The sequence below is a fragment of the Aneurinibacillus migulanus genome, assembly GCF_001274715.1.
In the GTDB taxonomy this organism is placed as follows: Bacteria; Bacillota; Bacilli; order Aneurinibacillales; family Aneurinibacillaceae; genus Aneurinibacillus; species Aneurinibacillus migulanus.
In genome coordinates, this window is sequence record NZ_LGUG01000009.1 from 191237 (window position 1) to 204571 (window position 13335).

Consider the following 13335-nt stretch of genomic DNA (forward strand, 5'->3'; position numbering starts at 1 on the left):
TGAACGTATCCCATCATAAAACGGAGGTTGTATTATGCATGTTCCCACTATGAACCATGTACCGACTCCCATCTGAAAGAATTCGCGACTCTTGTGTGCTCTTCTCTCCCATTTGCTCTCTAGCCTGGGAGACTGGCTTGATTTTATCGCTTTGCTGACATTGTTTACGTATGTATGGCAAGCTGATCCCCTCCTTATCTCGATGTTGCCTGTTGCTTACGCATTTCCGGGTATTTTATTTAGCCAGGCGGCAGGAGTGTGGGTAGATCGCTGGCAGCCCAAGCTTGTACTGATCTGCACAGATGTATTTCGTAGCGGCTGCACGTTGCTTTTACTCCTTGCACCGTCTCCGTACTTGATACTATCCGTGCTGCTGCTTCGTGCGTCCATTGGAACATTTCATCTGCCTGCTCAACATTCCATCATTCGTCGAATTGTTGCTGGAAACCAGTTACTAGAAGCGACGGCTCTTATCGGCACCTCTTCTCAACTCACAAAAATCATTGGACCGATGCTGGGTGCCTTTATTCTGTCTCTAACATCATCCTACAAGTTCTGCTTGCTTTTAACGGCCATCTGTCTTGCTGTTTCAGCTTTACTTCTGGCATTCCTTCCTTCAAGTGTTTCACATTGTGAAAAAAACGACAAAACAATAATAACTTTCCGCATGGATTGGATGGAAGGCTGGCGTACACTTCTCAACAACCGGATACTGATTATTTGTCTTATATTTTCTTTTTTCGTTACAGCAATAATACAGATCGTTGATGTCCAACTGGGTGTCCTGCTTCGAGAAATAAAACCTCTCCAGCAAGAACTTCCCGGGTGGATTATCTCTGGAATCGGACTTGGAGCGGTTTGCAGCACTGCTTTTTTCTCACGAATAAAACAAAGCATTTCCTATTTTTCTCTTCTATGTGCAGGTGCATTGTTAATGGGATCAGCTGTCTTTCTTCTTGGATTATTAAATACAGCAACACCACTGCCCTACTTTCTTCTTGTCGGCATAATATGTGGAGCAGGCACCGGCCTTTCCTTTGTCGGCGTACAATTCTCAATTCAGAAAGAAACACCCTCTAGCACTATCGGTCGAGTTTATGGAATTTACCATTCCATCCTCAATTTTGTGTTTATTGCGGCTCCGTTAACGGGCGGTTGGTTAGTAAAAAAATATGGAATAGATCATTTATTTCTCGTCTGCGGCTTTTTTGCAGCACTTCTCGGTGCTTCTGGTTTCCTTCTACGAAAACGCCTAATGACCACTAAAAAACGTTTACTTAAATAAGGAGGGGAGAGAACTTGTTCTCTCCTGTGAAGAATTATGGTTTACTTCTGAACCATGTACTTGCGCGGGTTTTCTTTGGTCTTTCCGGGTGAGTCGGGTCATAGAACCACTTTTTTTGCACCGTAACAAACGCCAGCACAACCCCGATGAGAACCAGCAACCAACCCAAGCGGTTCACCTCCCGGTTATAATGTGCCCTTTATCTCTATAAGCCCTCGGGCAAATTTTTGCTCATAAAGGAAAAAAGCTGTCTTTTTGCGAAATGCATGACAGCTTTTTTTCTTTATTAATGGTGTTCCAGTTCTTTTAACTCAGACAAAGCAACCGTTTTTCGATCGGTTGGATTTTCCATCGTATGTACTCTTGCGGTTTTGCTCTGTTCATCCACAGAGTCTATCCATATTGGAACACCTTCAAACTCTACACCTATTTTTTCGTGGGATTGTAGAATTTCCTGTGCACGCTTCGTTTCCATAGCCATCACCCCAGTAAAAAATTTTGAAATGAACGTATTTCTGCTTTTATGTTTTGTCGATGAACTAAAATCTATACCTGCTTAAAGAGGACAGGTATCGGATTCATCTGGTAGCAATAAGTCGCCCATCGTGGAAAAAACATAATCCGGAGAAATTGTATGGTTTTCCAAAGCATCGCGGCTTGTAACGCCTGTAAGTACTAAAGCCGTCTTCATTCCACTATTCAATCCAAGCAGAATGTCTGTCTCTAAACGATCGCCAATCATTAAGCATCTTTCACTTTCAATACCAAGCTTCTGCAAAACCTTTTGTGCATAATAAGCTGATGGCTTTCCAATAATTACATCGATTTTGATTCCACCTGCCGCCTCGATTCCTTTCGCAAGTGCCCACGTATCCGGGATAACATCATTGGGTACGGGGCAGCAAGGGTCAGGATTGGTTACAATGAACTGTGCTCCATTGCCAGCCGCCTTCATTCCCAAATAGAGCTTTTCGTACGTAAAGGTACGATCTAACCCTACCAGCAAATGAGTGGCTTGCAACGGATTTTCAGTTCTTGTAATACCAAAACGGTCAAGCTCTTCCTGCATGGCTTTCTCTCCGATGACAAATACATTTGCTGCAGGATAAAACTCTTGCAGGTACATTCCTGCTATATAAGGAGCCGTAACGATTTCATCGATCGCCACTTCCAGCCCTAGCCTTTGCAATCTTCGCTGGCAATCGACAATGGTTTGTGTTGATGTATTGGTAAGGAACATAATTTTTTTCCCTTTTTCTCGTAACTGCAATATCGTATCGTGTACATATGGCAGCAGCGCTTCGCCAATAAAAATTGTACCATCAAGATCAAAACAAAATGCATCAAATGAAGTCAAATCTACCAACCGCGCTCAATCCTTTGCTTGTGATTAAACAATTATGTTCGATTTCAAATCTAATCGCTGTATGAGCAGTTGTTTGCCCTGCTCTAATTTGGCCAGGTCCGTTCCCGTTACATATTCCAATATAAATTGGCAGGATGGCTGTAACTCTTTCAGTACATCAAAAACCTGCTCCCATTCCATTGTTCCTTCCCTAATCGGCATATGTTCATCTTTCTCGCCCCTGTTATCATGCAAATGAATCGCAAGCAGGCGATTGTGAATGCGCCGAATCAGCTTAGGAATATCCCAACTGTTTAAATAAGCGTGTCCGGTATCAAGCAAAAATCCAGCCGTTTCATCTATATCATCGAGAAAATATACAAATTCATCCTCTGTAAAAATGGACGAGCCTTTATAGCCAACATTCTCCACAGCTAGCTTTACACCCAGCGGCTTGGCGATTTCACATAATTGGTTGATGGCTTCTCTTGCCCTTTTACGTGCAATTGCTTTATCAAAAACGGGAGATACACAAAATCCCGGATGAATGACTACATGCTCCGCCTCGATCATATGGGCGAACTGTATCGCTTTTTTGTATTCAAGAAACGACGCCTCGCGAATTGTTCGATTTTCACTTGTTAAGCTTGTGTCCCAGGCTGGAGGATGGATGGAGTAACCAACCTCATATTTCGGTAATATCCGGCTCATCTTTGCAATCTGTTCATCTATTGCATCCCATAGAGGGCCATCCATGAGCAATTCAACCTTATCTGCACCACACTCAATAAGCTGTTCGACATTTTGTTCAATCGGATTAGCAAGTAGAATCAGGTCTGAAAAGCAAATTTCTTTTTTCATCATTTTTTACCTCCTCATGCATAGATGACTTTATTCTGATGCACTTGCAATTGTACCTGCTCACCGTCGTGCAATAATGTATCATTCGGTACATCCATAAATAATTTTTGACCTTCCGTCTCAACAATCACCCGATTACGCTCTCCCAAAAAGATGACATCCCGAACATGAGCCGTAAAGCCACTCTGTTCATCCAAAAAGACATCTTCCGGTCGGATGTACGCTTCTATTTCCGTTGAAGATGCATTCTCTCCATGATAAGGAATCCGATAGAAGCCGAAGTCCACCAGGTAACCATCTGCACCGTCTGTGATTTTTCCTTTTAACCGATTGACCTGTCCAACGAATTGAGCAACAAAAGAAGAATGCGGTCGGTGATAAATTTCTTTTGCTGTACCGATCTGCTCGATTACGCCTTTATTCATTACAGCAATACGGTCGGCAATTGCCATAGCCTCAACCTGATCGTGTGTTACGTACACGGTTGTAATTTTCAGCCTGCGGAACAGCTGCGCCAGCTCAATCCGCAGATGCTCCTTTAATTTAGCGTCTAATGCCGTAAGCGGCTCATCCATTAACAGTACCTTAGGCTCAATCGCCAGCGCCCGGGCGATTGCCACGCGCTGTTGTTGCCCTCCAGACAATTGAGCCGACTTCCGATCCTTCAATTCCGTAAGATTCATCATTTCCAACAACTCAGTTGTTTTTTTCTCTCGTTCCTGCTTACCGTACTTACGCAGCTTCATACCGAATGCGATATTTTCCGCCACTGTCATCGTCGGAAATAGGGCATACTGTTGAAAAACAAAGCCGATTTCTCTCTTCTCTGTCGGAAGATATGTAATATCCCGCTCCCCTATCCAGACAGCTCCGCCCATCGGCAGCTCCAGCCCACCAATCATGCGTAACAGCGTACTCTTCCCGCACCCCGAAGGACCAAGTAATACCAGCACTTCTCCTGCTTCGATTTTCAAGTCAATAGGCTGGAGCGCCTGAGTTCCGTCTCGAAACGTTTTATGCACACCCTGTAATCGAATCTCCACTGGATTCATTCTATACTCCTCCATTTCGCGAAAAAACTGATGTTTGATTTAGACGGTGTAGTAAAGTCATCAGCGGAATGGCCAGCAGCAGAAAAACGACCGTATAAGCACTTCCCGCCTCAATACGCAACGTTGAATATGCGTCATATAAACCAATGGGCAATGTCATGCTCAACGGGGTATACAGGAAGAACGTCATATTGAATTCCCCCAGTGACAACATGAATACCATAATGGCACCCGATAGAACCGCAGATTTAATACTAGGCAAGATGACATGATAGAAGCGATAAAAGACTCCCGCGCCCAAAGTGGCCGCACAATCGTCCAATAACTGAAAGTTCTTCGTCCGTAATGTACCGAGCACGATTCTAAACATTAAAGGAAACGTAACAATAACATGACCGACAAGAATCAAAGCCCCTGAAACGCGCATCCAGGCATACGTCTGGATAAGGGCAAGCGCAATAGCTATGCCTGGTACTGCAATTGGAAGCGTAAGTATCTCTTCCACAATCGCCATCCATCTGCTACGAGACCTGGAGAACAAATATCCTGTCATCGTTCCCAAAATAATATTAATGACTACGGTTAACGAAGTGATAACCAAAGTGAAAACGATCGTATGTCCATACTGGTCGAATACTTTCCGATACCAGTCCAACGTAAATCCGGCAGAGAACAAATCCGATCCCCAGTACACCGCAAAGGACCCGGCTATCGTAAAAACAAGAGGGAGAATGATAAACGCGCTGACAAGAAAAATCAGCATATACAGTAACCCTTTTCCGAGAAACCTCATCTTCTATCTTCCTCCTTCCTTCTCCAACAGCAGCCGATACCCCATATTCATAAGCACGCAGATCATCCCGATTACGATAGCTATTGCACTGGCTACCTCAATGTTAAAATTCAGCGTGAATTCGTTGTACATGAGAATAGGTAAGATTTCAAACTGATTCGCCAAGGTAAAGGCGGTTCCGAATGCGCTCATCGATGTAGAAAAGGCAAGGGCACCAGCCGAAATGAATATAGGGAACACGGTTGGCAACACCACATAGCGAATAGCCTGCCACGGTGTTGCCCCCATCGTCCGTGCAGCCTCTTCCAACGTCTGATCGAAATCCTTAATTGCTCCATATAGGGTCATCACGATACGAGGGATTTCAAAATACAAGTAGGCCAAAAAAATACCGGTAATTGTATACGCGAATACCATTGTTTTTTTCCCAGTTAATATCTCTGCGAGCATCGGCATGATACCCGTAGCTCCAAATAAAATGATGATCATGAACCCCACGACGACGCCCGGAAACGAAATGGGAAACGTCAGCAGAGTAAAATATAGAGCCTTACCCGGAAAATCATTTCTCGCCAGAAAGAAGGCAAGAACACCTGCTAGTAGCAATGCTACTAGCGTCACCGCCAGTGCGAGGTACAGGCTGTTCATCAACGCCCTGAAATAGTACGGGTTCATGATAATTTGAGTGTAGTTATGAAAACTCAGTCCACCCTCGTTGCGCAAGCTGGTAATCAGCAATACAATCAACGGATAAACGAAGAAAAAACCGAATACAATAACAATTGGTATTACAAATAAGTTTTGTCCTTTTTTTGCCATGGGCTTCCTCTCTATTTAGCGCTCACTTGGCTTTTCCAACGCTCAATAAAACCATTCTGCACTTCATTCATTTTGTTATAATCCACAGCTTTAACGCGTTCGTACTCACTGTCCGGAAGGAACTTCTTCTTTACCTCTTCTGAAATATCAACAGAACGAATCGGACGTACATAGCCTTCAGCGAATAATTTTTGTCCTTCATCCGATAACATAAAATCAATATATTGCTTTCCTGCTTCCTTATGCGGGGCATTTTTCACAAGAGATACAGTGTATGGAACTTTTAAGGAACCTTCTTTTGGTATCACTACTTCGATTGGAGCATTTTCGTCATACTTCATTTTGTAACCATTAAAATCTGCATCGATCAATATGGGAATTTCACCTTTCATTACCTTCGCATTGGCTGTCGCCTTCGGATGAATGACATCGTTTTTTTCAAGCTTTTGAAGATATTCAATTCCTGGTTCCCAGTTATCCAACGTTCCTCCCATTGCCATGTTTGCCGCGACAGTTACGCTGTACCCAACAGCTGCAGACGTCGGGTCTAGAAAGCCTACTTTCCCTTTATATTCAGGCTTTAATAAATCAGCCCACGACTGTGGAACAGGCGTATTTCCCAATGCTTCCTTGTTTACAATAAAGGATATGGCTCCGTAGTGAATTGCCATCCATTTTCCGTCTGGCTCTTTTAAGGAATCAGGAATCTCATTGAACTTCGCCGGCTTATATCCTTCAACCAAATCTTTTTGCATAGCCTGTGAACCGAAAACGATTCCGTAATACACAACATCAGCTACAGGATTTGCTTTCTCCGCAATTAATGCAGTCATCGCTTGACCGCTGTTTTTATTATCGTTTGGTACTTTAATTCCCGTTTGTTCTTTGAACTGTTTATGTATCGTCCCAAAGTTCGCCCATTCATCTGGGTTGTTATAGGCGATTGCCAGTTTTTCTGTATTGCTGCCTGCCGAACCCGATGTTGTAGTTGAAATAGTATTGCAGCCGATTAAACCTACCGTTAACGCGGAAATTGCCAGAAGGATATTTACTTTTTTTAGCATGACATTTAGACTCCTCTTTCTCATATTTTCTGTTTTTAATGCCTGATTTTCATTTTTATTTAAGACTTTTCAAGCTATAGTACTGTCCCGCTCCTTCCTTTCTACCCGTCAGTAGCTTTTTTTGCATAGAAAAAGTGGAGACGAAAAAACGCATAATTCACCCTTTTTCCTCTCTACCGTTTCCAAAGGGGAACTATGGGCTTTCACTCGTCTCCACCCAATGTTCGCATCATGTATTCTGTTATTTACATTGTAACTATCGAATGTTAAGAACTTGTTAATCATGCGTAATCCGCTTGTTAAATCTGCATATTCCATATCTCGGATTTGCTCAACGACACCGCATCCGCTCCTGCGTCAAGTGCACCTTGCACCTGGCTAAATGAATGGATTAACCCGCCCAAAATAATGGGCCGCTGTGTATACTCTCTGAAGGCTTGAATAATCGATGGAGCGATACCAGGCATAATTTCAATGGCATCCGGCTCATTTTCTCTTATATTCTGGATTGCAGTATGAAAGGAAGCTGTATCGATTAAAAATATACGTTGGATAGTTAACAAACCTTCTTTTTTTGCTGCTCGAATCATCGGGCTCTTTGTCGTAACAATTCCCGTAGGTTTCACATACTTAGCAAGAAAACGAAAAGCTTCCTTATCATTAGACAACCCTTTCATTAAATCTGTATGTAAAAATAGCGGTTTTCGTTCCGGATTATCCTGCGTCACCTTTTCAAGCAAATCATTTAATTTGGCGTACATAAGCAATACGGCACAGGCTTTAGAATGCAGCGCCAACGAAAGATTCTCTTGATTTGCTGCAGCGATGATTGGATTTTGTTGAAATATCGTTCTTATGTCCACTAGCGTCTCACCTTTCATAAAGTACGGTCATTCCATATAATGAATAATGATAATCTACAAATGTTAATTTCATATTAAATTGAATTGAAATGGAAGTAATATTTTTGTGACTTATTTCCTTTTTCTTTTAATAACTAGATAATTTTACAAATTTATCAAAGGATAAATTATATTTAAATCATACTTATGATAAAATAAATTAAAAATACAGAGGATGTGAACAGAATGGGAGCATGGGGTACCAGTGTTTTTGAAAATGATAGTGCATGTGATTTTATTGCGTATTTACAAAATAACTCTGCAGGAATGACAGATGAGCTTGTTAGAATTCATGAAGCTTTTAAAGATGAGGATTATTTAGAAGTAGACGAATGTAGCTCTTTACTTGCTATGGCTGAGCTCATTCTAAATTCCTTTGGTGCAAAGCCTACACATGAAATTGCCAAAGAAGTTAATTTTAATGTAATTAAAGAAACAGTAACTCTTTCTTTTTTAAACCAGCTTATTTCTTTATTAGAAATAACATTGAACATTGATAACAGAGAGCGATCAGAACTTTTTGAGTTATGGGAAGAAGCAGATCCAAAAGATTTTGCTGAATGGAAAGATAGTTCATTTTGCTTGTTAGAAGGTATTAAAAATATAAGGGATGAACAATTTTCAAACTAAATCTATAAGATGTCGGTTATAAGGTACGACTAACATACATATAATAGGGTTGCTTTTCGTTTTTTTATCCTTCTGCGCTTAGCATAAGGCTCTTCACCATCGTCAGTCTAACCTAGGTTTCCAGTATTTCTTCTGCCGGAAGCCAATTTAGTAATTATCGAGATTTCAGCAGGGACTCCATCTATATACATCTGATTTGATAAATCGACAAATTCTTGTGGTGAGAGATAAGAAAAGAAGGAAGGGCAGTGGGCGGGAACGGTTGGAAAAAAACACGTCCGCTTTTTTTCTGCCGGGGCGCAGGGCGTATCCACCCTCTTCTTTCTCCATCTCTTCTCCTTCCAACCACGCTACCCTGTCAAAATATTAACTGTAACTTATATAGAAAAACACAAATATCCCCCTCATTTGAACAATCAAATAAGGGGGATATTTATTACACTCTGAAAACTGAATCAGAAGAACATGCACATGTATTTGGTTAAGCCCTCGACCGATTAGTATTCGTCAGCTCCGCGTGTTGCCACGCTTCCACCCCGAACCTATCTACCTCATCATCTTTAAGGGGTCTTACCAGCTTATGCTGTGGGAAATCTCATCTTGAGGGGGGCTTCACGCTTAGATGCTTTCAGCGCTTATCCCGGCCGCACATAGCTACCCAGCTGTGCTCCTGGCGGAACAACTGGTGCACCAGCGGTGCGTCCATCCCGGTCCTCTCGTACTAAGGACAGCTCCTCTCAAATTTCCTGCGCCCACGACAGATAGGGACCGAACTGTCTCACGACGTTCTGAACCCAGCTCGCGTACCGCTTTAATGGGCGAACAGCCCAACCCTTGGAACCTACTTCAGCTCCAGGATGCGATGAGCCGACATCGAGGTGCCAAACCTCCCCGTCGATGTGGACTCTTGGGGGAGATAAGCCTGTTATCCCCAGGGTAGCTTTTATCCGTTGAGCGATGGCCCTTCCATGCGGAACCACCGGATCACTAAGCCCGACTTTCGTCCCTGCTCGACTTGTAGGTCTCGCAGTCAAGCTCCCTTGTGCCTTTACACTCTGCGAATGATTTCCAACCATTCTGAGGGAACCTTTGGGCGCCTCCGTTACCTTTTAGGAGGCGACCGCCCCAGTCAAACTGCCCGCCTGACACGGTCCTTCATCCCGGTGAGGGATGCAAGTGAGAAGGCCAGCATTGTCAGGGTGGTATCCCAAGGACGCCTCCACCGAACCTGACGGTCCGGCTTCAACGGCTCCCACCTATCCTGTACAAACAATACCAGCATTCAATATCAGGCTGCAGTAAAGCTCCATGGGGTCTTTCCGTCTTGTCGCGGGTAACCTGCATCTTCACAGGTAGTATGATTTCACCGAGTCTCTTGCCGAGACAGTGCCCAAGTCGTTACGCCTTTCGTGCGGGTCGGAACTTACCCGACAAGGAATTTCGCTACCTTAGGACCGTTATAGTTACGGCCGCCGTTTACTGGGGCTTCGGTTCAAAGCTTCGCACCGAAGGTGCTAACCTTTCCCCTTAACCTTCCAGCACCGGGCAGGCGTCAGCCCCTATACTTCGCCTTGCGGCTTCGCAGAGACCTGTGTTTTTGCTAAACAGTCGCTTGGGCCTTTTCACTGCGGCCCCCTCGCGCTTTGACACGCTACCGGGGCACCCCTTCTCCCGAAGTTACGGGGTCATTTTGCCGAGTTCCTTAGCAAGAGTTTTCTCGCGCGCCTTAGGATTCTCTCCTCGCCTACCTGTGTCGGTTTGCGGTACGGGTACCTCACTCCTCGCTAGAGGCTTTTCTTGGCAGTGTGAGATCAGGGACTTCGCTACTACAATTTCGCTCGCCATCACAGCCTGGCGTTACAGTGTACGGATTTGCCTATACACACGCCTCACTGCTTGGACAGACATATCCAACAGTCTGCTCACCCTACCCTCCTGCGTCCCCCCGTTGCTCAAACGGAGTGGAGGTAGTACAGGAATTTCCACCTGTTGTCCATCGCCTACGCTTTTCAGCCTCGGCTTAGGTCCCGACTAACCCTGGGAGGACGAGCCTTCCCCAGGAACCCTTAGGCTTTCGGCGGAGAGGATTCTCACCTCTCTTTTCGCTACTTACACCGGCATTCTCACTTCCTGCCGCTCCACCAGTCCTTCCGGTCTGACTTCACTGCTGCAGGAACGCTCCCCTACCACTGACACCGTTGGTGTCAATCCACAGCTTCGGTAGTACGCTTAGCCCCGTTACATTTTCCGCGCAGAGTCACTCGACCAGTGAGCTATTACGCACTCTTTAAATGGTGGCTGCTTCTAAGCCAACATCCTGGTTGTCTGGGCAACTCCACATCGTTTCCCACTTAGCGTACATTTAGGGACCTTAGCTGGTGATCTGGGCTGTTTCCCTTTTGACTACGGATCTTAGCACTCGCAGTCTGACTCCCGGACCTGCTGTATCCGGCATTCGGAGTTTGACTGAATTTGGTACCCCGCGAGGGGCCCGCATCCAATCAGTGCTCTACCTCCGGTACAGGAATCCGAGGCTAGCCCTAAAGCTATTTCGGGGAGAACCAGCTATCTCCGAGTTCGATTGGAATTTCTCCGCTACCCACACCTCATCCCCGCACTTTTCAACGTACGTGGGTTCGGGCCTCCAGTGCGTGTTACCGCACCTTCACCCTGGACATGGGTAGATCACACGGTTTCGGGTCTACGGCTACGTACTCATTCGCCCTATTCAGACTCGCTTTCGCTGCGGCTCCGTCTTCTCAGACTTAACCTTGCACGCAACCGTAACTCGCCGGTTCATTCTACAAAAGGCACGCCGTCACACATTGATTGTGCTCCGACTAATTGTAGGCACACGGTTTCAGGATCTCTTTCACTCCCCTCCCGGGGTGCTTTTCACCTTTCCCTCACGGTACTGGTTCACTATCGGTCGCCAGGTAGTATTTAGCCTTGGGAGATGGTCCTCCCGGATTCAGACGGGGTTTCACGTGTCCCGCCCTACTCAGGGTACGTCTCGGAGAGACGGTCATTTCAACTACAGGATTGTTACCTTCTCTGATGGGCCTTTCCAGACCGCTTCGTCTATGACCGTCTTTTGTAACTCCATGTGAGACGCCCTACAACCCCAGAAGGTTCGCCTTCTGGTTTGGGCTTCTCCGCGTTCGCTCGCCGCTACTTACGGAATCACTGATTGTTTTCTTTTCCTCAGGGTACTTAGATGTTTCAGTTCCCCTGGTATGCCTCTCACTGCCCTATGGATTCAGGCAGGAGTACTATCCCATTACGGATAGTGGGTTTCCCCATTCGGACATCTCCGGATCAAAGCTCGCTTACAGCTCCCCGAAGCGTTTCGTCGTTCGCCACGTCCTTCGTCGGCTCCTGGCGCCAAGGCATCCACCGTGTGCCCTTTGTAGCTTAACCATCAAAGGGTTATCACCTTATTAGAGAATGTTCAAAAAATCCGGGAAACAGCGCTTTGAATTTCTGCGTTGCGTTGTCCCTCCGCTGCTCACGTAGTCTTACCTACGCTCCGCTGCTCGGGTCTGCCGCGCCTTGAACTTCACGGCTCTGTTTGTCCTCGTTTTTGAACACGCTTTATTACAAATTGGATCTTCCTAATTGCGCATTGTTCTTCTGTATCCAGTTTTCAAAGTGCAAAAGTAGGTTGTCTGTGTTTATTCTGTCTCTGTTATCCGTTGCATCGAAGCAGGCAAAGCCCGTGCTTGTCGGTTTATCGGCGCGTTCAAAACATCTGGGCCTCGCATAGAGGGAGACAGTTGAACGCATGTTCCCGAACACCTCCAACCACTCGGTAGCCGGATAAACGATTCAGAAAAACAAGCCAACGCTATAAAATTTACTTAGCAGTCCCAATGATGTATATCAAAGAAAGCTGCTCGCCTGGCGACGTCCTACTCTCCCAGGGCGTTGCCACCCAAGTACCATCGGCGCTGAAGGACTTAACTTCTGTGTTCGGGATGGGAACAGGTGTGACCCCTTCGCCATCGCCACCAGACACTAAATAACGGATGAATTCATTTTTATGGTGGAGGTAAGCGGGATCGAACCGCTGACCTCCTGCTTGCAAGGCAGGCGCTCTCCCAGCTGAGCTATACCCCCACATAACGACCGTATAAATATAGTGGTGGGCCTAGGCTGACTCGAACAGCCGACCTCACGCTTATCAGGCGTGCGCTCTAACCAACTGAGCTATAGGCCCAATGCCTGCATACCAAGCAGACGGTATGTGATTCCAAAGCACATGTCCCTGGAAAACTGAACAGTGAACAAACGAAGTGTGAAGTCTCCATAGAAAGGAGGTGATCCATCCGCACCTTCCGGTACGGATACCTTGTTACGACTTCACCCCAATCATCTGCCCCACCTTCGGCGGCTGGCTCCTTGCGGTTACCTCACCGACTTCGGGTGTTGCAAACTCTCGTGGTGTGACGGGCGGTGTGTACAAGACCCGGGAACGTATTCACCGCGGCATGCTGATCCGCGATTACTAGCGATTCCGGCTTCATGCAGGCGAGTTGCAGCCTGCAATCCGAACTGAGAATGGTTTTAAGGGATTCGCGCACT

Annotated in this window: 12 protein-coding genes, 2 tRNA genes and 2 rRNA genes; 3 read left to right on the top strand and 13 right to left on the bottom strand. The window is 45.6% G+C overall.

The window, feature by feature from the left end:
- Positions 1–112: 112 nt before the first annotated feature.
- The gene (locus AF333_RS28095; protein WP_235497046.1) at positions 113–1285 is read left to right on the top strand and encodes an MFS transporter; all 1173 of its coding nucleotides are present in this window, start codon (positions 113–115) and stop codon (positions 1283–1285) included.
- A gap of 34 nt (positions 1286–1319) precedes the next feature.
- Here AF333_RS28095 and AF333_RS37045 read toward each other — a convergent pair whose 3' ends face one another.
- The 9 genes from AF333_RS37045 to AF333_RS28135 form a co-directional block, all read right to left on the bottom strand.
- Positions 1320–1454, bottom strand: coding sequence for a hypothetical protein (locus tag AF333_RS37045; protein WP_255322205.1), 135 nt, complete (start codon positions 1452–1454; stop codon positions 1320–1322).
- Between the two features lie 117 nt (positions 1455–1571).
- On the bottom strand, positions 1572–1760 hold the full coding sequence (locus AF333_RS28100; RefSeq protein ID WP_043064405.1) for an H-type small acid-soluble spore protein: 189 nt from the start codon (positions 1758–1760) through the stop codon (positions 1572–1574).
- An 81-nt stretch (positions 1761–1841) separates the two neighbouring features.
- The gene (locus AF333_RS28105) at positions 1842–2651 is read right to left on the bottom strand and encodes an HAD-IIA family hydrolase (RefSeq protein WP_043064406.1); all 810 of its coding nucleotides are present in this window, start codon (positions 2649–2651) and stop codon (positions 1842–1844) included.
- A 24-nt stretch (positions 2652–2675) separates the two neighbouring features.
- The gene (locus tag AF333_RS28110) at positions 2676–3491 is read right to left on the bottom strand and encodes a sugar phosphate isomerase/epimerase family protein (RefSeq protein WP_043064434.1); all 816 of its coding nucleotides are present in this window, start codon (positions 3489–3491) and stop codon (positions 2676–2678) included.
- A gap of 14 nt (positions 3492–3505) precedes the next feature.
- Positions 3506–4543, bottom strand: coding sequence for an ABC transporter ATP-binding protein (locus AF333_RS28115; protein WP_043064407.1), 1038 nt, complete (start codon positions 4541–4543; stop codon positions 3506–3508).
- A gap of 1 nt (position 4544) precedes the next feature.
- The gene (locus AF333_RS28120; RefSeq protein ID WP_052520256.1) at positions 4545–5336 is read right to left on the bottom strand and encodes an ABC transporter permease; all 792 of its coding nucleotides are present in this window, start codon (positions 5334–5336) and stop codon (positions 4545–4547) included.
- Between the two features lie 3 nt (positions 5337–5339).
- Positions 5340–6155 carry an ABC transporter permease gene (locus AF333_RS28125; protein ID WP_043064408.1) on the bottom strand — a complete coding sequence of 272 codons (816 nt, stop codon included), beginning with the start codon at positions 6153–6155 and terminating at the stop codon, positions 5340–5342.
- 11 nt (positions 6156–6166) lie between these two features.
- Positions 6167–7219, bottom strand: a complete 1053-nt coding sequence (locus AF333_RS28130; RefSeq protein WP_043064409.1) for an extracellular solute-binding protein — start codon at positions 7217–7219, stop codon at positions 6167–6169.
- Between the two features lie 299 nt (positions 7220–7518).
- Positions 7519–8082, bottom strand: coding sequence for a glycerol-3-phosphate responsive antiterminator (locus AF333_RS28135; protein ID WP_043064410.1), 564 nt, complete (start codon positions 8080–8082; stop codon positions 7519–7521).
- Positions 8083–8307: 225 nt separating this feature from the next.
- Between AF333_RS28135 and AF333_RS28140 the strand changes: the two genes are divergently transcribed.
- On the top strand, positions 8308–8751 hold the full coding sequence (locus tag AF333_RS28140; RefSeq protein ID WP_043064411.1) for a DUF4259 domain-containing protein: 444 nt from the start codon (positions 8308–8310) through the stop codon (positions 8749–8751).
- A gap of 196 nt (positions 8752–8947) precedes the next feature.
- Complete coding sequence (locus AF333_RS36425; RefSeq protein WP_235497047.1) at positions 8948–9121, top strand: hypothetical protein; 174 nt, start codon at positions 8948–8950, stop codon at positions 9119–9121.
- A 107-nt stretch (positions 9122–9228) separates the two neighbouring features.
- Here the strand turns inward: AF333_RS36425 and AF333_RS28145 are convergent.
- The 4 genes from AF333_RS28145 to AF333_RS28160 all read right to left on the bottom strand — a co-directional run bounded on the left by AF333_RS28145 (position 9229) and on the right by AF333_RS28160 (position 12970).
- Positions 9229–12171, bottom strand: a 23S ribosomal RNA gene (locus AF333_RS28145).
- A gap of 478 nt (positions 12172–12649) precedes the next feature.
- Positions 12650–12766, bottom strand: a 5S ribosomal RNA gene (rrf, locus tag AF333_RS28150).
- Between the two features lie 28 nt (positions 12767–12794).
- Positions 12795–12870: transfer RNA gene (locus AF333_RS28155), tRNA-Ala, on the bottom strand.
- A gap of 23 nt (positions 12871–12893) precedes the next feature.
- Positions 12894–12970, bottom strand: a tRNA-Ile gene (locus AF333_RS28160).
- Positions 12971–13335 lie beyond the last annotated feature (365 nt).

Excerpts from the sequence above, each read along its gene's own strand:
- AF333_RS28100 (WP_043064405.1), bottom strand. The coding sequence starts at position 1,760 with ATGGAAACGAAGCGTGCACAGGAAATTCTACAATCCCACGAAAAAATA.
- AF333_RS28110 (WP_043064434.1), bottom strand. The coding sequence starts at position 3,491 with ATGAAAAAAGAAATTTGCTTTTCAGACCTGATTCTACTTGCTAATCCG.
- AF333_RS28115 (WP_043064407.1), bottom strand. The coding sequence starts at position 4,543 with ATGAATCCAGTGGAGATTCGATTACAGGGTGTGCATAAAACGTTTCGA.
- AF333_RS28120 (WP_052520256.1), bottom strand. The coding sequence starts at position 5,336 with ATGAGGTTTCTCGGAAAAGGGTTACTGTATATGCTGATTTTTCTTGTC.
- AF333_RS28125 (WP_043064408.1), bottom strand. The coding sequence starts at position 6,155 with ATGGCAAAAAAAGGACAAAACTTATTTGTAATACCAATTGTTATTGTA.
- AF333_RS28130 (WP_043064409.1), bottom strand. The coding sequence starts at position 7,219 with ATGCTAAAAAAAGTAAATATCCTTCTGGCAATTTCCGCGTTAACGGTA.
- AF333_RS28140 (WP_043064411.1), top strand. The coding sequence starts at position 8,308 with ATGGGAGCATGGGGTACCAGTGTTTTTGAAAATGATAGTGCATGTGAT.